The 17124-nt window shown below is 72.1% G+C and carries 13 protein-coding genes and 1 pseudogene; 5 read left to right on the forward strand and 9 right to left on the reverse strand.

The genetic code is table 11. The features are described 5' to 3' along the window. Positions 1-12: 12 nt before the first annotated feature. Complete coding sequence (locus HUV60_RS02880) at positions 13-1653, reverse strand: ABC-F family ATP-binding cassette domain-containing protein (protein ID WP_257852465.1); 1641 nt, start codon at positions 1651-1653, stop codon at positions 13-15. 57 nt (positions 1654-1710) lie between these two features. Further along, positions 1711-2751: an oxidoreductase gene (locus HUV60_RS02885; protein ID WP_257852464.1), complete on the reverse strand. Its 1041-nt coding sequence runs from the start codon at positions 2749-2751 to the stop codon at positions 1711-1713. A 66-nt stretch (positions 2752-2817) separates the two neighbouring features. Here HUV60_RS02885 and HUV60_RS02890 point away from each other — a divergent pair. Both HUV60_RS02890 and HUV60_RS02895 read left to right on the forward strand, forming a co-directional pair. Beyond that, positions 2818-3773, forward strand: a pseudogene (locus HUV60_RS02890) (FAD-dependent oxidoreductase). A 186-nt stretch (positions 3774-3959) separates the two neighbouring features. Next, positions 3960-4775 (forward strand): hypothetical protein, encoded by an 816-nt coding sequence (locus tag HUV60_RS02895; protein WP_257852463.1) that lies wholly within the window; start codon positions 3960-3962, stop codon positions 4773-4775. A gap of 275 nt (positions 4776-5050) precedes the next feature. On the opposite strand, the gene HUV60_RS02900 is transcribed toward HUV60_RS02895, so the two are convergent. The 3 genes from HUV60_RS02900 to HUV60_RS02910 form a co-directional block, all read right to left on the reverse strand. Further along, on the reverse strand, positions 5051-6793 hold the full coding sequence (locus tag HUV60_RS02900) for a BCCT family transporter (RefSeq protein WP_257852462.1): 1743 nt from the start codon (positions 6791-6793) through the stop codon (positions 5051-5053). 193 nt (positions 6794-6986) lie between these two features. Then, on the reverse strand, positions 6987-8978 hold the full coding sequence (locus HUV60_RS02905; RefSeq protein WP_257852461.1) for a Xaa-Pro dipeptidyl-peptidase: 1992 nt from the start codon (positions 8976-8978) through the stop codon (positions 6987-6989). Between the two features lie 132 nt (positions 8979-9110). After that, complete coding sequence (locus HUV60_RS02910; RefSeq protein WP_443047205.1) at positions 9111-9464, reverse strand: hypothetical protein; 354 nt, start codon at positions 9462-9464, stop codon at positions 9111-9113. Between the two features lie 193 nt (positions 9465-9657). Here HUV60_RS02910 and HUV60_RS02915 point away from each other — a divergent pair, with 193 nt between their 5' ends. Next, complete coding sequence (locus HUV60_RS02915; protein WP_257852457.1) at positions 9658-10383, forward strand: MerR family transcriptional regulator; 726 nt, start codon at positions 9658-9660, stop codon at positions 10381-10383. A gap of 48 nt (positions 10384-10431) precedes the next feature. Here the strand turns inward: HUV60_RS02915 and HUV60_RS02920 are convergent, their stop codons facing one another. Genes HUV60_RS02920 through HUV60_RS02930 form a run of 3 tightly spaced genes read right to left on the reverse strand, consistent with a single transcriptional unit; the run spans position 10432 to position 15102 of the window. After that, positions 10432-12627 carry a 3-hydroxyacyl-CoA dehydrogenase NAD-binding domain-containing protein gene (locus HUV60_RS02920; protein ID WP_257852456.1) on the reverse strand — a complete coding sequence of 732 codons (2196 nt, stop codon included), beginning with the start codon at positions 12625-12627 and terminating at the stop codon, positions 10432-10434. Between the two features lie 55 nt (positions 12628-12682). Further along, a complete protein-coding gene (locus HUV60_RS02925) occupies positions 12683-13897 on the reverse strand; it encodes an acetyl-CoA C-acetyltransferase (RefSeq protein ID WP_257852455.1) in 1215 nt (404 codons plus the stop codon). After that, complete coding sequence (locus HUV60_RS02930; protein ID WP_257852454.1) at positions 13894-15102, reverse strand: CaiB/BaiF CoA transferase family protein; 1209 nt, start codon at positions 15100-15102, stop codon at positions 13894-13896. Before HUV60_RS02930 ends, HUV60_RS02925 begins: the two co-directional genes overlap by 4 nt. A gap of 280 nt (positions 15103-15382) precedes the next feature. Here HUV60_RS02930 and HUV60_RS02935 point away from each other — a divergent pair, with 280 nt between their 5' ends. Beyond that, the gene (locus HUV60_RS02935; RefSeq protein WP_257852453.1) at positions 15383-15616 is read left to right on the forward strand and encodes a hypothetical protein; all 234 of its coding nucleotides are present in this window, start codon (positions 15383-15385) and stop codon (positions 15614-15616) included. Here HUV60_RS02935 and HUV60_RS02940 read toward each other — a convergent pair. Further along, complete coding sequence (locus tag HUV60_RS02940) at positions 15613-16338, reverse strand: endonuclease V (RefSeq protein WP_257852452.1); 726 nt, start codon at positions 16336-16338, stop codon at positions 15613-15615. The genes HUV60_RS02935 and HUV60_RS02940 overlap by 4 nt on opposite strands. Before the next feature lie 334 nt (positions 16339-16672). On the opposite strand from HUV60_RS02940, the gene HUV60_RS02945 reads away from it, so the two are divergent. After that, positions 16673-17089, forward strand: coding sequence for an SsgA family sporulation/cell division regulator (locus HUV60_RS02945; RefSeq protein WP_257852451.1), 417 nt, complete (start codon positions 16673-16675; stop codon positions 17087-17089). Positions 17090-17124: the final 35 nt, after the last annotated feature.

Raw genomic sequence — 17124 nt, forward strand, 5'->3', positions numbered from 1 at the left:
GTCCGTACCCGGTCAGTGTTCGGTGACCTTGCCGTCGGCCACTTCCAGGCGGCGGGTGACGTGGACCGCGTCGAGCATGCGCCGGTCGTGGGTGACGAGGAGGAGGGTGCCCTCGTAGGAGTCGAGAGCCGACTCCAACTGCTCGATGGCGGGCAGGTCGAGGTGGTTGGTCGGCTCGTCGAGGACGAGGAGGTTGACGCCCCGGCCCTGGAGGAGGGCGAGAGCGGCGCGGGTGCGTTCGCCCGGTGAGAGGGTGACCGCCGGGCGCATCACATGGTCCGCCTTGAGGCCGAACTTGGCCAGCAGGGTGCGGAGCTCGGCCGGTTCGGTGTCCGGGACCCCGGCGCGGAAGGCGTCCAGCAGTGCCTCGGTACCGTGGAACAGCGCACGGGCCTGGTCGACCTCACCGAGCAGCACCCCCGAGCCCAGCGCGGCGTGCCCGGCGTCGGTTGGGACGCGGCCCAGCAGGGCGCCCAGCAGGGTGGACTTCCCGGCACCGTTGGCGCCCGTGACGGCGACCCGGTCCGCCCAGTCGATCTGCAGGGTGACCGGCCCGAGCACGAAGTCGCCGCGCCTGACCTCGGCGTCCCGCAGCGTCGCCACCACCGCGCCGGAGCGCGGCGCCGCCGCGATCTCCATGCGCAGCTCCCACTCCTTGCGCGGCTCCTCGACCACGTCGAGGCGTTCGATCATGCGCTGGGTCTGGCGGGCCTTGGCGGCCTGCTTCTCGCTGGCCTCGCTGCGGAACTTGCGGCCGATCTTGTCGTTGTCGTTGCCCGCCTTGCGACGCGCGTTCTTCACGCCCTTGTCCATCCAGGACCGCTGCGTCCGGGCCCGGTCCTGGAGCGCGGACCTCTTGTCGTCGTACTCCTCGTACTCGTCGCGGGCGTGCCGGCGAGCCACCTCCCGTTCCTCCAGGTAGGCCGCGTAGCCGCCGCCGTAGAGGTTGATCCGCCGCTGGGCGAGATCGAGTTCGAGGACCTTGGTGACGGTGCGCGTGAGGAACTCACGGTCGTGGCTGACCACGACCGTGCCGGCGCGCAGACCTTTGACGAAGCGCTCGAGGCGCTCCAGGCCGTCCAGGTCGAGGTCGTTGGTCGGTTCGTCGAGGAGGAAGACGTCGTAGCGGGACAGGAGGAGGGAGGCGAGGCTGACGCGAGCCGCCTGCCCGCCGGACAGGGCGGTCATCGGCTGGTCCCGGCCGACCGTCAGCCCGAGCGACGCGGTGACCTCCTCCGCGCGTTCGTCGAGGTCTGCGCCGCCCAGGGCCAGCCAACGCTCCAGGGCGTCCGCGTACGCGTCGTCGGCGCCGGGCTCCCCGTCCACCAGGGCCGAGGTGGCCTCGTCCATCGTCCGCTGGGCCTCGGCGACGCCGGTGCGGCGGGCCAGGAAGTCCCGGACGGTCTCGCCGGGCCGGCGCTCCGGCTCCTGCGGGAGGTGGCCCACGCTCGCCGTGGGCGGGGAGAGCCGCAGCTCGCCCTGTTGCGGCGCGGTGAGCCCCGCGAGCAGGCGCAGCAGCGTGGACTTGCCGGCGCCGTTGGCACCGACCAGGCCGATCACGTCGCCGGGGGCGACGACGAGGTCGAGGCCGCTGAACAGGGAGCGGTCGCCATGGCCGGCGGAGAGGTTCTTGGCGACGAGGGTGGCAGTCATCAGACCGCCGATCCTAGCTCCCCCCACGCGTCCCGCCCCCGGCCCACCTCCCGGCACTCACCGCCGTACCGCCGTCGTCAGGACCGCCCCGGCGGTGCGGGCCACCAGGTAGGACTCGGCCTTGACCGTCCTCGGGTCCAGGGGGATGCGGTGGCGGCCCGGTTCCAGGACGCCGTCGAAGACGTCGCGGGTGTGGCTGCGGGCGAGGCGGTCGAGGCGGTACGCGGTGAGTCGCACCCGGCACGACGCCGTGACCTCGACCTCCGCGTCGGCACCCGCCGGGGCCGAGGAGGCGAGGGTGGTCAGCCGGGTCAGGCGGCGCTGTCCGGGCGGGCTGCGGTCCAGGGCGTGCTCGGTCTGGGCCACGAGCAGCGGGACGATCGGGGCGTGGCCGTCGACGCAGGGCACGTCGACGCCTGCGGCGGCGAAGGCTGCGCGTACGGCGGCCTGTTCGGCGGGGCCGGTCGACCGGTCGAAGACGACGGCGGCGTAACCGCGCAGTTCGTCGGCGGGGACACCGTCGGTGTCGTGGGCGATGTCGGCGCCGACGCCGATGGCGCGCAGGGCCGCGGCGAGCCTGGCCGGCAGGGCGCCGCGGGCGCCGATCAGCAGGACACGGCGGCGGGAGCCCGGGGCGCCGCCGGCCGGCAGGGCGGCGAGGGCCGTGCGGTAGTCCGCGCCGCGGAAGCGGAACGGGCCCAGGCCGTGGTACCCGTTGAGTTCCAGGTCGGCGTGTTCGTCGGTCTGCCAGGCGAAGTCCCGCCAGATGTAGTCCTCGCCGTCCCGCTCGATGGAGGCGGTCACCGCACCGCAGCCGAGGTCCTCGCAGTCGGGGCAGCCGTAGACGATGTACCGGCCGGACGGCAGCGGCGCCTCCGTCTCCAGGAGCAGGCTGCGGACCTGGGCGGTGAAGATGGCGGGAGGGACGTCGGAGGCGAGCGGGGAGACGGCATCGAGGTCACAGAGGCGGAACAGCAGCGGGTGTCCGTCGACGACGAAGTCGACGAAGTCCCGGTGGACCTGGTGGTCGCCGCCGGGGAGGAGTCCACCGGCACGGATCGCCGGTGTCAGGCCGAAGGTCGCGTACTCGGCAGACATGCTGTGAGTATTCCCGCAGCGGGACGGACCTGAGCACTGCATGACATATTCCGCTAACGCCCCCGCATGGAAACCGAACCGGTTTTCGATGTCCGCGTGATCGGCGGCGGGGTCGTCGGGCTGACGGCGGCCGTCGTCCTCGCCGAGCGGGGCGCACGGGTACGGCTGTGGACACGCGACCCGGTCGAGCGGACCACCTCGGCGGTTGCCGGGGCGCTGTGGTGGCCGTACCGGATCGAGCCGGTGGCGTCGGCGCACGCGTGGGCACTGCGTTCGCTGGACGTGTACGAAAGCTGGCGGCGCGGCCGGAGGTCACCGGCGTACGGATGGTCGAAGGGGTACTGGGCGGGACCGCGCTGGACGAGGTCGGTGTCCGGGCCGCCGCGCGGCTGCCGGGGCTGCGGGTGTCGAGCGCCGAGGAGCACCCGTCGGGGCCGGGTGTGTGGGCCCGGCTGCCGCTCGTCGACATGCCGGCCCGTCTGCCCCGGCTGCGGAGGCGGTTCGTGGCCGCGGGCGGAGTGGTGGAGGAACGCGCGGCGACGGACCGCGCTCAGGCGGACGCCCCGGTCGTGGTGAACTGCGCGGGGCCGGGGACACGCGACCTGGTGCCCGATCCCGCGGTGCGTCCGGTGCGGGGGGGGCAGCTGGTCGTGGTGGAGAACCCGGGGATCCGTACCTGGACGGTCTCCACGGCCGCCGACGGAACGACGGCGTACGCCTTCCCGCAGCCGGGGCGGCTGGTGCTGGGCGGTACGGCGCAGGAGGACGACTGGTCCCTGGAGCCGGATCCCGCTCAGACCGAGGCGAACGCGCGGCGGTGTGCGGTACTGCTGCCCCTGGTCGTGGGAGCGCGGATCCTGGAGCACCGGGTGGGGCTGCGGCCCGCCCGGGACACCGTCCGCCGCGAACGCGAGCCGCTCCCGGACGGGCGGACGCTGGTGCACCACTACGGCCACGGCGGCGCGGGGGCCACCGTGGCCTGGGACTGCGCGCAGGAGGCGGCGGAACTCGCCCTGGGGTGAGGGCCGGTGCGGCGGCCGGCCGGGCCGGTGCTTGCGGCGACGGCCGGATCGACTGCCGGCCCTCAGCCCCGATCCACCGGCTGATGCCTGTGGACAGGCTTTCCGGAAACGAAGAGATGCCTTGCGACCTGCGATAATGGGCTTGTCTAGAGTCCGGAACCGCACGATCAGCAAGGCATCTCGTACGTGCAATCTTCCCATGTCCCTGTCCATGTTTCCGCACTCTTCGACGAACCGAATCTGATCGCGGATGCGGGGCTGCTGCCGCTGGTCCGGATCGCCGAGCGGGCCGGAATGCCCGAGCTGGCCGCCCAGGTCCGCATCGACGGGGCCGCCACCAGCGGCGGCGCCCATGCGCCTGCCAAGGTGATGTCACTGCTCGGTGCGATGTGCACCGGGGCCGATGCCATCGACGACGCCGACCGGTTGCGGCACGGCGCGATGGACCGGGCCTTCACCGGGATACGTGCCCCGTCCACGCTGGGCACCTTCCTGCGGTCCTTCTCCCACGGCCACAACCGCCAACTGCACCGGGTACACCGCGAGTTCCTCACCCGCCTCGCGACGCACACCCCGCTGCTGCCCGGCGCCGGACAGGGCGAATTGTTCACCTCCTGGCGCTACCACCCCGTCTTCACCAACAGCCCCTTCACCATGCTGGAGGCAGAACTGCACCACCGGCAACACGCGATCGCCGACGGCAAGTCCCCGGCCCTCGCGCACCTGCCCTCCGGCGACTTCCAGGCCAACGCCGCCTGGCTGACCCTGTGGGCGATGTCCCACAACCTGCTGCGGGCCGCCGGCACCCTGGCCTCGGTCTTCCACGCCAAGGCCACCACCGCCCCCCTGCGCGCCCACCTGGTGCACGTCCCCGCCCGCCTGGCCCGCACCGCCCGCACCGCCCGCACGAAGCCGACCGCCCACCTGCCCGCCAACTGGCCCTGGCGCGACGCCTGGCTGAGCCTGTTCGACGCCGTCCACCACCCACCCGCACCGGCCTGACCGCCCCCGCGCACCGAGCACCGAGCACCGCGCACCGAGCACCGAGCACCGAGCACCGAGCACCGAGCACCGAGCACCGAGCACCGAGCACACCCTGACGGCCGCACCGGCCCCCGGCGACACCGCCCATCACGTCGTCCCCGACACCGAAAGACCCCGGACAGGCCGCGACCCGCGCGCGGCGGGCACCACACACCCCGAAACCCCTACCCCGCACCGGCAACCCGCCTCGGCGAGAGATGGGACCCGCAAGAGATCAGCCGGCGGATTCGGGCTCAGTGCTCGGCCGGTGCCTCGTAGTGCTTCCCGACCGGGTCCCCCTCCACGTCCGTACCGGCCCCGGGCCCGATACGGAGTTCGAATTCCCCGTCGTACTTCGTGTGCCCCGCGATGACGGCCAGGTCGACGGCCTCGGACCCCACCTCCCTGCGCACGATGACCGGATCCCGGCGCAGGTCGCGCAGGAGCGCCACGCACATCAGGATCATCACGACGACGAACGGGGCCGCCGCGAGGATCGTGATGTTCTGCAGGCCGGTCAGCGCGTCGCCGGAGCCGCTGCCCACCAGCAGCATGATCGCGGCGACCGCTCCGGTGACCACGCCCCAGAACACCACCACCAGGCGTCCCGGTTCGAGTGCCCCCTTCTGCGAGAGCGTGCCCATCACGACCGAGGCGGCGTCGGCGCCGGAGACGAAGAAGATGCCGACGAGGATCATCACCAGGAGGCTCGCCGCCGTGGCGAGGGGGTACTCCTGGAGCACCGCGAACAGCTGCCCCTCGGCCGTCGGCTCGTCACCGAGCCGGCCCTGCTCCTGGAGCCTCATCGCGGAGCCGCCGAAGATCGCGAACCAGACCAGGCTGACCGTGCTGGGCACGAGGATGACTCCGCCGATGAACTGACGGATCGTACGGCCCCGGCTGATGCGGGCGATGAACATGCCGACGAACGGCGTCCAGGAGATCCACCACGCCCAGTAGAAGACGGTCCAGCTGCCCAGCCAGTCCGCCACCCCCTCGCCGGCACTGGCCTCCGTACGGCCGGCCATCTGGGGCAGTTCACCCAGGTAGCCGAAGACCGAGGTGGGCAGCAGGTCGAGGACGAGGACCGCGGGACCGGCCACGAACACGAACAGGGCGAGCACCAGGGCGAGCACCATGTTGGTGTTGGACAGCCACTGGATGCCCTTCTCGACACCCGACACCGCGGAGGCGACGAACGCGACCGTGAGCACCGCGATGATGCCGACGAGAAGCCCCGTGCTCACCTCGTCCCTCCACTCCAGCTCCTGCATGCCGGAGCCGATCTGCAGCGCGCCGAGCCCCAGCGAGGCAGCCGAGCCGAAGATGGTCGCCACGATGGCGAGGATGTCGATCGCGCGTCCGGTGTTCCCGTTGGCGTGTTTCGATCCGATGAGTGGGGTGAAGACGGCGCTGACGGTCTGCCGGCGGCGTCTGCGGAAGGTGCTGTAGGCGATGGCGAGGCCGACCACGGCGTAGATCGCCCACGGGTGGAGCGTCCAGTGGAAGAGCGTGGTCGCCATGGCCAGTTCCATGCGCTCGCCCGAGTCGGCCGGACCGGTGCCGGGTGGTGCCGTGACGTAGTGCGCCAGCGGCTCACTGACGCCATAGAACATCAGACCGATTCCCATGCCCGCGCTGAACATCATCGCGACCCACGACACGGTGCGGAACTCGGGTTCCTCACCCTCTGCGCCGAGATGGATCCTGCCGTAACGGCTGGCCGCGAGCCAGAGGGCGAAGACGACGAAACCAGAGGCGGCCAGCATGAACGCCCAGCCGCCGTTGTGCATCAGACCCGAGAGCGCGCCGCTCGAGACGTCCTCGAGCGAATCGGTCGCGGTGGCGCCCCAGACGACGAACGCGACGGTCAGCACAGCCGTGACACCGAACACCACCCGGTCGGTCCGAGGACTCTCACGGCCCGCCAGACCCGCCTCCGAGCCGGGCAGAGGGCCCGCCTCGTGTTCCTTGTCGCTGTGCTGGTCCTTCGTCACAGGCGGCACCTTTCACCGAGCCGTTGGCCGGAGGATCACTCCCCCCGCCATGCCCCTACCACCTTTGGCGCAAAAATCACCTCTCCGGCGGTCACGTTCCTGTCAACCGGCGGGCGGACGGTGGTCGAAGGGATCATCATCCGCCCGCGTGGGTGATCGGTCGTGCGCGAGGCCGTGACCGGCGGCGCGTGGATCATCCGGTTCCGGACGTACCTCCTCCTTCTCCCGGAACGCGCTGGACGGTGTGCGGAGGACCTGCGCCGTCGCGGACGGTGGCGTCAAGAGCGGGCCCGGACCCGGTGGGCGCGTTCGCGGTGGCGCGGGCGAAGGCGGCGGTTCCGCCGGTGAACGGGACGCGCACGGAGGTCCGGGCGAGGTCGACGGCGAGGCTGGGGGTGTCCGCCGGGGGGTCGATCAGGCCACGGTCCGTGCCCGCGACGATCAGGGCGAGACGGTGGCCCTCGGGAACGACGTGGTCGGTGGCGGCCAGGTCGAGGGTGGCGGTGTAGCGCTTGCCCGGAGTCAGCGGGGCGCCCTTGCCGTCGGAGGCGTGGTTGCCCAGGTCGGCCCAGCCTCGGCTGATGATCGTGTGACCGACGTCGGCGGTCGTGGCCTCGGTCTCCCGGTAGCAGGAGCTGTCGCCCTCGGTGCTCGCGCCCCAGCAGGTGCGGTCGGTGCGGGTGGTGATGCCCTCGCCCGCGGCGGCGTAGTCGCGGATGGTGCCGGGACCGAGGTCGACGAGGACGGCGGACAGGTGTGCCGTGGGGGTGCTGGGGGTCACGGTGACGGTGGCCTCGGAGGCACCGGACACCCGCAGGTCACGGGAGAGGGGCACAGTGACGAAGCCGGCCTTGTCCGGTGTCGATGTGTCGATACCGGCCGCCCAGTCGGTCTCGTCGAGGCTCGGGTCGTCGGTGAACGTCTCGGTGCCGCGTCCCTTGCGCAGGCCCAGTGTGCCGGCGCCGCCCCCGGTGCCGTGGGCGGGGCGCAGGGCCGCGGCGCGGGTGCCGCGCGGCGGCCAGTTCTCCGAGGTGACCCACTGGTCGGGCGCGCGCTCGATGTCGGCCATGGGCTCGTGGTCGATGCCGTTGTCGAAGCCGAGGAGCTCGTGGTCAAACCAGCGGTGCAGGGTGTCGACCCAGTCGGCGCGGCGGAAGTCGAACGGGTCGACGTGTCCGGTCTGGGAGAGCCAGATTTTGCGGTCGACACCGGTCTTCGCGAGGGCGTCCCACCACGGGCCGACATGCTGCATCCGCACGTTGAGGTCCTGCATGCCGTGTACGAGGAAGACGCTGGCCTTCACCTTCTTCACGGTGCGCACGTAGTCGCGTTCGGTCCACAGCGGGGTCAGGTCGCCGGTGCGCGGGGCACCGCCGACGAGCTCGCGCTGGACGGCCCCGCACCGGGCGCGGGCATCCGGGCTCTCCACGTAGTTCGACAGCCAGTCGGGGCCGGAGCCGTAGAGCGGAGCGCCCTTGCTGAAGTAGTAGTCGTACCAGGAGGAGATGGCGGCGATCGGCACGATCGTCTCGAGGCCCTCGACGCCGGTGGCGGCGACACCGTTGGCGATGGTTCCGTCCCAGCTCTTGCCGATCATGCCGGTGCGGCCGTTGGTCCAGCCTGCGTCGGCCCGCTCGGCGCCGGTGCGGGTGGTGTAGGCGGTGCCGCGGCCGTTCAGCCAGTCGACGACGGCCTTCGCGGACTGGATGTCGGAGCGGCCTCCGACGTCCACACAGCCGTCGGAGCGGCTGGTGCCGGCCAGGTCGACGCCGACGACGGCGTAGCCGCGCGGCACGAAGTAGTTGTCGTAGAACAGGGGCATCCGTACGACGTCGCCGTTCGCGTCGTACGTCTTGCGCTCGCTCTCGTTGCCGCGCCCGCAGCAGGAGTAGTACGGGCTGGCGTCCATGATGACGGGGACCTTTCGGCCCCGCTGCGCGGGTTCGGCGGGGCGGACGATGTCGACGGCGACCCGGTCGGTCCGTCCGTCGCCGTCCTCGTCGAGTCCGGTGTTCACCCAGACGGCCTCGCGGATCGCGTCGTCGTAGGAGTGGACGGGCAGGCTCTCGCGCGGCGCGGTGCCCGCCGCGGTCGCCGTCGTGGGGGTGAGCAGCGTGGCCGTCAGGGCGGCCAGGGCCACCGTCACGAGCGGTCTCCAGGTCGTGAAACGCGTGCGTATCGGCATGCGCGGACGGTACAGCGGTCAACTCGTGTGCAGAAGGGGGCATCTGACGGCTCGTGGGCATGTGGGCGGAAGCGGGGACCGCGAACACACCCGGCGCGCGGGAGCCTACGCACGGGTACGTGCGGGCGGCGCTCAGTCTCCGTCGTGTTCGTTCACGGTCACCGGTACCCCGCGCCGGACCGGCCGCTCAGTGGCCAGCGGTTCCATGCGCGGCCACTTGCCTCCAGCCGGCCCGCAGCCGATGCGCGACATGTGCTCCGGGACGGGGGCCTGCCGGCCGAGCGCGATCACATGACCGAAGACGGCGGTGGGAGCACGGTCGATCACGTCGTAGCGGACGGGAACGCCCTTGTCGCTCTTGTCACGCCTCCTCACGCCGCGCCGGTCGGCCATCTCGGCCACCCGCACGTCTCGTTCCACGGGGACCGTCCGGACCTCGCCGAGGACGACGCCCTCTCCCCAGCCCCCCGGGGTCGTTGCGGACATGAGCGATGATCTTGACGCCCGCCACCGACGGCGCGGTGGCGTCACCCCTGACGTAGGCGATCCCCGTGTTCTCTGTGTTCTCTGTGTTCTCTGGCATGACGTCACCGTGGGCGCCGGCACTGGCAGTCGGGGCCGGTGTGTCCCGGGGCAGGCGAGGTGTCACAATGCCGGTGGGACAGTAATACTGCTGTGCATGACGACCGACATCAAGGAGCCGGCCCTCACCATCGACGAACTGGCGGCGCGGGCCGGGGTCACGGTGCGGACGGTCCGGTTCTACGGCAGCAGGGGGCTGCTCCCGCCGCCGGTGATCGGGCCGCGCCGCGTCGGTCACTACGGTCAGGAGCACCTGGCCCGACTGGCACTGATCGAGGAGTTGCAGCGGCAGGGCATGACGCTGGCGGCCATCGAGCGGTATCTGGGGCGGCTGCCACCGGATCTGAGTGCGCGGGACCTGATGGTCCAGCGTGCGGTGGTGGCCTCCTGGGCGCCCGACACGGTGGAGAGGGTGTCGCGCGAGGAGCTGGAGCGGCGGGCGGGGCGGACGCTGGGCGGCGAGGATCTGCGTCGGCTGGCGGCGCTGAGCGTCGTCGAGCGGGACGGAGAGGGCTTCCGGGTCGACGCGGGGCTGCTGCGGCTCGGCGTCGAACTGCTGGACGTACCGCTGACGCACGAGACGGTCCTAGAGGCCCGTACGACGCTCACCGGGCATGCCCGCGCGGCCGCCCAGGAGCTGTCGCGGCTGCTGCGGGACGCGGTGGCGCAGCGGGACCCGCGGGAGGTGAGGTCGCTGTCCGCCCACATGCATCCGCTGGTGGTGCAGGCGCTGCTCACGGCCTTCCAGCGGTCGCTGCGCGAGGAGCTGCGGGAGTGGCTGGACGGCGGGGAGGGACCGGGTACGGCGGGGACGGGCGACTGATGCTCCCGTCCCCGCCGGCCGGCCTGCGGCACCGCCCGCACCGGAGGGTCAGCGGGCGTCCGTGAACCGCTCGCCCTTCTCCGCCTTGTCCACCAGCAGCGCCGGCGGTGCGAACCGCTCGCCGTGGCGCTCGGCGAGTTCACGCGCACGGGCCACGAATCCGGGCAGCCCGGCCTCTCCCCCGGTGCCGCCGTCGTAGCCGTTGATGTACTGCAGGACGCCACCGGTCCAGCCGGGGAAGCCGATGCCGAGGATGGAGCCGATGTTGGCGTCGGCGACCGAGGTCAGCACGCCCTCCTCCAGCAGCCGGACGGTGTCCAGCGCCTCGGCGAACAGCATCCGCTCCTGCATGTCCCGGAACGGGATCCCGTGCCCCGGCTTGGTGAAGTGCTCGCGCAGGCCGGGCCACAGGGCGGCGCGCTTGCCGTCCTCGCCGTACTCGTAGAAGCCGGCGCCGCCGGCGCGGCCGGGGCGGCCGAACTCGTCGACCATGCGGTCGATGACGGCCTCGGCGGGGTGCTCGGCCCAGATGCCGCCGGCCTCCTCGACGGCCCGCCGGGACTCGCCCCGGATCCTGCGCGGCAGGGTGAGTGTCAGCTCGTCCATGAGGGAGAGCACCTTGGCGGGGTAGCCCGCCTGGGCGGCGGCCTGTTCTACGGAGGCGGGCTCGATGCCCTCGCCGACCATGGCGACGCCCTCGTCGAGGAAGCGGCCGATGACCCGGGAGGTGAAGAAGCCGCGCGAGTCGTTGACGACGATCGGGGTCTTCTTGATCTGCCGGACCAGGTCGAAGGCGCGGGCGAGCGCCTCGTCACCGGTCCGCTCGCCCTTGATGATCTCGACCAGCGGCATCCTGTCGACCGGCGAGAAGAAGTGCAGCCCGATGAAGTCGCCCTGGCGGTCGACGCCTTCGGCGAGGGCGGTGATGGGGAGGGTGGAAGTGTTGGAGCACAGGAGCGCGTCGGGTTCGACGACGTCCTGGATCTCCTGGAACACCTTGTGCTTGAGGGCGGTGTCCTCGAAGACGGCCTCGATGACCGCGTCACAGCCGGCCAGGTCCTGCGCCTCGGCGGTGGGCGTGATCCGCGCGAGGAGCGCGTCGGCCTTCTCCTGGGTCGTCCGGCCCCGGGAGACGGCCTTGGCGCACAGCTTCTCGGAGTACGCCCTGCCCTTGGCGGCGGCTTGGGGGGTGACGTCCTTGAGGACGACGTCGATGCCCGCGCGGGCGCACGAGTAGGCGATGCCGGCGCCCATCATCCCGGCGCCGAGCACGGCGATCTTGCGGACCGTGCGGGGCTCGATGTCCTGGGGGCGGTTGGCTCCGGAGTTGACGGCCTGGAGGTCGAAGAAAAACGCCTGGATCATGTTCTTCGACGTCTGCCCGGCGGCCAGCTCTACGAAGTAGCGGGCCTCGATCACCTGGGCAGTCTCGAAGTCGACCTGTGCGCCCTCGACGGCGGCGGCGAGGATACCGCGTGGCGCCGGGTAGGGGGCGCCGTTCGTCTGCTTGCGCAGGGTGGCCGGGAAGGCGGGGAGGTTGGCCGCGAACCCGGGGTGGGACGGGGCGCCTCCCGGGATGCGGTAGCCGGGCCGGTCCCAGGGCTGGGCGGACTCGGGGTTCGCGTCGATGAAGGCACGGGCCTTGGCGATCAGTTCCTCGCGGGTGTCGGCCACGTCGTCGACGAGGCCGTTCTCCCGGGCGCGTCGCGGGCTGTACCGGGTGCCCTGGAGGAGCACCTTGAGCAGGGCGTCGGCGATGCCGAGCAACCGGACGGTGCGGACGACGCCACCGCCTCCGGGGAGCAGGCCGAGGGTGACCTCGGGGCAACCGATCTTGGAGCCGGACGCGTCCAGGGCGATCCGGTGGTGGCAAGCGAGGGCGAGTTCGTAACCGCCGCCGAGGGCCGCTCCGTTGATCGCCGCGACGACCGGCTTGCCGAGGGTCTCGATACGGCGCATCTGGCGCTTGACCGCCATGCCGTCGTCGAACAGGTCCTGCGCCGTCTCGGGGGTGACCTTGATCAGGTCACGCAGGTCTCCGCCGGCGAAGAAGGTCTTCTTGGCGGAGGTGAGGATGACGCCGCGGATGCTGTCCTTCTCCGCCTCCAGGCGGTCGGTGATCGCGGCGAGGGAGTCGCGGAACGCCCGGTTCATGGTGTTCGCGGACTGGCAAGGGTCGTCGAGGACGAGGGTGACGACACCGGTGTCGTCCTGTTCCCAGCGGATGGTGGGGGTTTCGGTCATGACAAGGTCTCCGTAGAAGTCGCTCGGTCGCTCGGGGACGGGGTCCGCCGGGATCTCAGAGGCGCTCGACGATGGTGGCGATGCCCATGCCGCCGCCCACACAGAGCGTGGCGAGGCCGTAACGCTTGTCCTGACGCTCCAGTTCGTCCACGAGGGTGCCGAGGATCATCGCGCCGGTGGCGCCGAGCGGGTGGCCGAGCGCGATGGCGCCGCCGTTCACGTTGACCTTGTCCAGCGACAGGCCCATGTCCCTCACGAAGCGCAGCACGACCGCCGCGAAGGCCTCGTTGATCTCGACGAGGTCGATGTCGTCGATGGTCAGTCCGGCCTTGGCGAGCGCCTTGCGGGTGGCGGGGGCTGGGCCGGTGAGCATGATGGTGGGCTCGGAGCCGGAGACGGCGGCGGAGACGATCCGCGCGCGGGGGGTGAGTCCGTACCGCTCGCCGACCTCCTTGGTGCCGATGGCGACGAGGGAGGCGCCGTCCACGATGCCGGAGGAGTTGCCCGCGTGGTGGACGTGGTCGATCCTCTCCACCCAGTGGTACTTCTGCAGCGCCACCGCGTCGAAGCCGCCCAGTTCGCCGATGTCCGCGAAGGACGGCTTGAGCCCCGCGAGGGAGTCGGCGGTGGTGCCGGGGCGCAGGTGCTCGTCGTGGTCGAGGACGACGAGACCGCTGCGGTCCTTCACCGGGACGACGGACCGCGCGAAGCGGTTCTCCTTCCAGGCGGTGGCGGCGCGCTCCTGGGAGAGGGCCGCGTACTCGTCGACGTCCCGCCGCGAGAAGCCCTCGATGGTGGCGATGAGGTCGGCTCCGATGCCCTGGGGGGCGAAGTTCGTGGCGAGGTTGGTCATCGGGTCGTTGAACCAGGCGCCGCCGTCGGAGGCCATCTTCACCCGGGACATGGACTCCACTCCGCCGGCCAGGATCAGGTCCTCCCAGCCGGAACGGACCTTGGCGGCCGCCAGGTTGACGGCCTCGAGGCCGGAGGCGCAGAAGCGGTTCTCCTGGACGCCGGCGACCGTGTCGGGCAGCCCGGCCGCGAGGGCGGCGATCCGGGCGATGTCGGAGCCCTGGTCGCCGACCGGACTGACGACACCGAGCACGATGTCGTCGACGGCCGCCGGGTCGAGGTCCGGGAAACGGTCGCGGATGTCGTGGATGAGCCCGACCACCAGGTCGACGGGCTTCGTGCCGTGCAGGGCGCCGTTCGCCTTGCCGCGCCCGCGCGGGGTGCGGATCGCGTCGTACACGTACGCTTCGGTGCTCACGAGGTGGCCTTTCGCTGAGGGTGTCGGAGCGCGGACAGCAGTCGGGGTGCGTCCCAGTCGCGGGCCACGTCGTCGGTGTCGGTGCCCGGCCGGGCGGGCCCGGTGCGGACACTGGTGGGGGTGGCGGAGAACCGCGGGGCCGGTGCGGGCTGGGTGATACCGGCGTGCTCGGTGAAAGTGCCACGGGCGACGAGGTGCGGGTCGTGCGGGGCCTCGCGCAACGACAGGACGGGGGCCACGCACGCGTCGGAGCCGTCGAAGACGGCGGTCCACTCCTCGCGGGTGCGTTCCCTGAAGCGGGCGGCGACCCTCTCGCCCAGGGCGGGCCACCGGGTGACGTCGGTGCGGGCCCCCAAGAGCCCGGGCCCGGCCTCGTCGTCGCCACCCTCGTCCTCGACGCCGAGCAGCCGAAGGAACTCGTCGTAGAACTGCGGTTCGAGCGCGCCCACCGCCATGTGTCCGCCGTCGGCCGTCTCGTAGGTCCCGTAGTACGGACAGCCGCCGTCGAGGAGGTTGGCTCCGCGCCGGTCCTGCCAGGCTCCGGCGGCGAGCATGCCGTGGATCATGGCGGACAGGTGGGCGGTGCCGTCCACGACGGCCGCGTCGACGACCTGTCCGGTGCCGCCCGCACGCGCGTGGTGCAGGGCGGCGAGGACGCCGACGACGAGGTAGAGGGAGCCACCCGCGTAGTCGCCGAGCAGGTTGGCCGGGACGGCCGGTGGCCGACCGGGGCTGCCGATCATGCCGAGGGCGCCGGCACGGGCGATGTACGCGATGTCGTGCCCCGCCCGGTCCGCGAGGGGGCCCTGCTGGCCCCAGCCGGTCATCCGGCCGTAGACGAGGCACGGGTTGCGGGCGTGGCAGTCCCCGGGACCGACGCCCAGACGCTCGGCGACACCGGGGCGGAAGCCCTCGACGAGGATGTCGGCGCGCTCGACCAGGTCGAGGACGAGGCCGGCGCCGTCGGGGGCCTTCAGATCGACGACGACGGAGCGCTTGTTGCGGTTGGTGACGTCGTACGCCGGGTCGACGCCGATTCCGGGGCCGCCGGGGCGGTCCACGCGGACGACGTCGGCGCCCAGATCGGCCAGGAGCATCGCGGCGAACGGTCCGGGGCCGATCCCGGCCAGCTCGACCACCCGCACGCCGGTCAGCGGACCCTGCCCCGACGACCGTGCTGGTGCAGGTACCTGTGCCTCCGTCATCGCACCCCCGGCTTTGACACAACCGATGTCACATCGATGATGCTAAGAACACGTTCCACTCGGCACAAGAGCGGGCGAGCAAGCGCTTGGCCACTGTCCGTCCACTGTACGACGCGGTCCGTGTCCCCGCCCGGCTCAGGTGTCGGCCGGGCCTGTCCGGCGGATCAGGTCGGAGGTGACCGGTGGCGCCGGGTTGAGACTTTTCGGCAGCGGGTCCGGACTGTTCGGCACAACCTTCCGCACAAGTGCCAAAGGGAAGTTCAATGGAATACTTGAAGGCATGCGTTTTCTTCTCGAAGTGGACATGGACGACGAGGCTTTGGCGAAGGACCCCGCGGGTGAGCTGGGGCGGATCCTGCGCTACTGGGGCGGCAACCTGCGGCACTACCCGATGAAGGCCGGCGACGGGTCGGAGATCTACGACTCGGAGTACCGCGAGGTGGGCCGTTGGCGCATCGGGCAGGGGGAGGGGGACGAGCGGGACGGCCGGGGCCGGCGGAAGGGAGCCTCTTAAACCCTGCCGGGAGTTTCCCGTCTGCCGTGCGGCGTCCGGCACGGCACCTCCCGGAGGGCCCTGCGGCACAGGGCGTCCGCCCGGCGGGTGGTCTCCGGGAGGCGGTGGGCGGGAGTCAGCGCGAGGGTGTGGGCGCAGGCGTTGGCGAGGCCGGCGCGATGGCCGGCCGAGCCGCAGACCGGTTTGACGAAGTCCCGGGTGCGCAGGGCCCGGCCGACCTCCTTGATGCCCGCGAGCAGCGGGGCCGTACTGCCGCGTGAGGTCGCCGGCGCCGTGAAGGCGAAGGGGTTCTTCGCGACGCCGATCGTCTGCAGGCCGGTGAGGACCCCCAGGTGGCCGGCGAGGCCGAAGCGGCGGGGACGGGCGAGCCCGTAGCCGTCGCAGACGACCAGGCCGGGCGGGCGCGGCGGGGCGTCGAGGGCGGCCGGCACGGTGGGGATCTCGCGGAAGGCCAGCAGACCGGGCACGTACGGGAAGGAGATCCGGCCGACGGCCGTGATCTCGGCGACGACCTCGAGGCTCGCCGCGGCCAGCACGACGGCCGTGGTCTCGTCGACGAGGTCCCGCTCGTCGTCGTACGCGACGTCGGCACCGGTGACCCGGCCCGTCCCGGGCGGCGGGCCGGGCTCGTCGAGCACCACCCGCCCGCGCAGTTCGTCCTGGACCGCACGGGCCGCTTCCTCGGCCGTGGGCCAGCCGTCGGGGATGGGTACGCTCGTCATGGTGGCGACGAGCGTACGGGGCGGGGGACTTCGGTGTCGGGGCGGGGCCGGGCCCCGCCCCGCCGGACCTCACCTCACCTGTCGCCGGGCGCCCGCCGGACCGCAGGCAGCCCCGCCTGCCGGACGAGATGTCCTCGACCGGGGTGCGACGCGACGTCCTGGACCCGTGTGGCGCGTCCGCTCCTTCCGCAGCCCGTGGACCGGTCCGGTGCGTGGAAGCGGTGACAGAGGTCACCCTGTCCCGGGGGGCACGGATTGGCCGATTCCGTCGTCTCTTTGAGTAACCCGCCCTATCCGCCCGGAAGCCGTCCAGCCGTCACGAGGGAGCAAGGCGTTGTCCACCGTCATCGAGCAGCCCGTCGAGGCCCGTCTTGTCGCCGCCGCGCCGCGGATGGCGCGTATTCCCGCCACTCTGCACTACGACCGGAGCGATCCGTTCGCCGTCCGCATGACCTTTCCCGCTCCCGCCACCCTGGAGGGTGTCGAGGTCTGCTGGACCTTCGCCCGCGAGCTGCTCACGGCGGGGCTGCACGAGCCCGAGGGCCACGGTGACGTCCGCGTGCGGCCGTATGGCTACGACCGGACCGTGCTGGAGTTCCACGCTCCGGAGGGAACCGCCGTCGTGCATGTCCGCTCGGGCGAGATACTCCGGTTCCTGGAGGCGACCGGCGAGCTCGTGCCGGCCGGCCTGGAGCATCTCCAGCTCGACCTGGACCGCGATCTCGCCGAGCTGATCCGCGACGCCTGCTGAACCAGCGGCGCCCGACGAGTGTTTGCGGACCGCCG

The organism is Streptomyces sp. KMM 9044 (assembly GCF_024701375.2).
Taxonomy (GTDB): Bacteria; Actinomycetota; Actinomycetes; order Streptomycetales; family Streptomycetaceae; genus Streptomyces.

What these genes read in the sequence shown, in the direction of transcription:
- HUV60_RS02880 (WP_257852465.1), bottom strand. Translation starts at nt 1,653, where the DNA reads ATGACTGCCACCCTCGTCGCCAAGAACCTCTCCGCCGGCCATGGCGAC.
- HUV60_RS02885 (WP_257852464.1), bottom strand. Translation starts at nt 2,751, where the DNA reads ATGTCTGCCGAGTACGCGACCTTCGGCCTGACACCGGCGATCCGTGCC.
- HUV60_RS02905 (WP_257852461.1), bottom strand. Translation starts at nt 8,978, where the DNA reads ATGCCGATACGCACGCGTTTCACGACCTGGAGACCGCTCGTGACGGTG.
- HUV60_RS02910 (WP_443047205.1), bottom strand. Translation starts at nt 9,464, where the DNA reads ATGTCCGCAACGACCCCGGGGGGCTGGGGAGAGGGCGTCGTCCTCGGC.
- HUV60_RS02915 (WP_257852457.1), top strand. Translation starts at nt 9,658, where the DNA reads ATGACGACCGACATCAAGGAGCCGGCCCTCACCATCGACGAACTGGCG.
- HUV60_RS02920 (WP_257852456.1), bottom strand. Translation starts at nt 12,627, where the DNA reads ATGACCGAAACCCCCACCATCCGCTGGGAACAGGACGACACCGGTGTC.
- HUV60_RS02930 (WP_257852454.1), bottom strand. Translation starts at nt 15,102, where the DNA reads ATGACGGAGGCACAGGTACCTGCACCAGCACGGTCGTCGGGGCAGGGT.
- HUV60_RS02935 (WP_257852453.1), top strand. Translation starts at nt 15,383, where the DNA reads ATGCGTTTTCTTCTCGAAGTGGACATGGACGACGAGGCTTTGGCGAAG.
- HUV60_RS02940 (WP_257852452.1), bottom strand. Translation starts at nt 16,338, where the DNA reads ATGACGAGCGTACCCATCCCCGACGGCTGGCCCACGGCCGAGGAAGCG.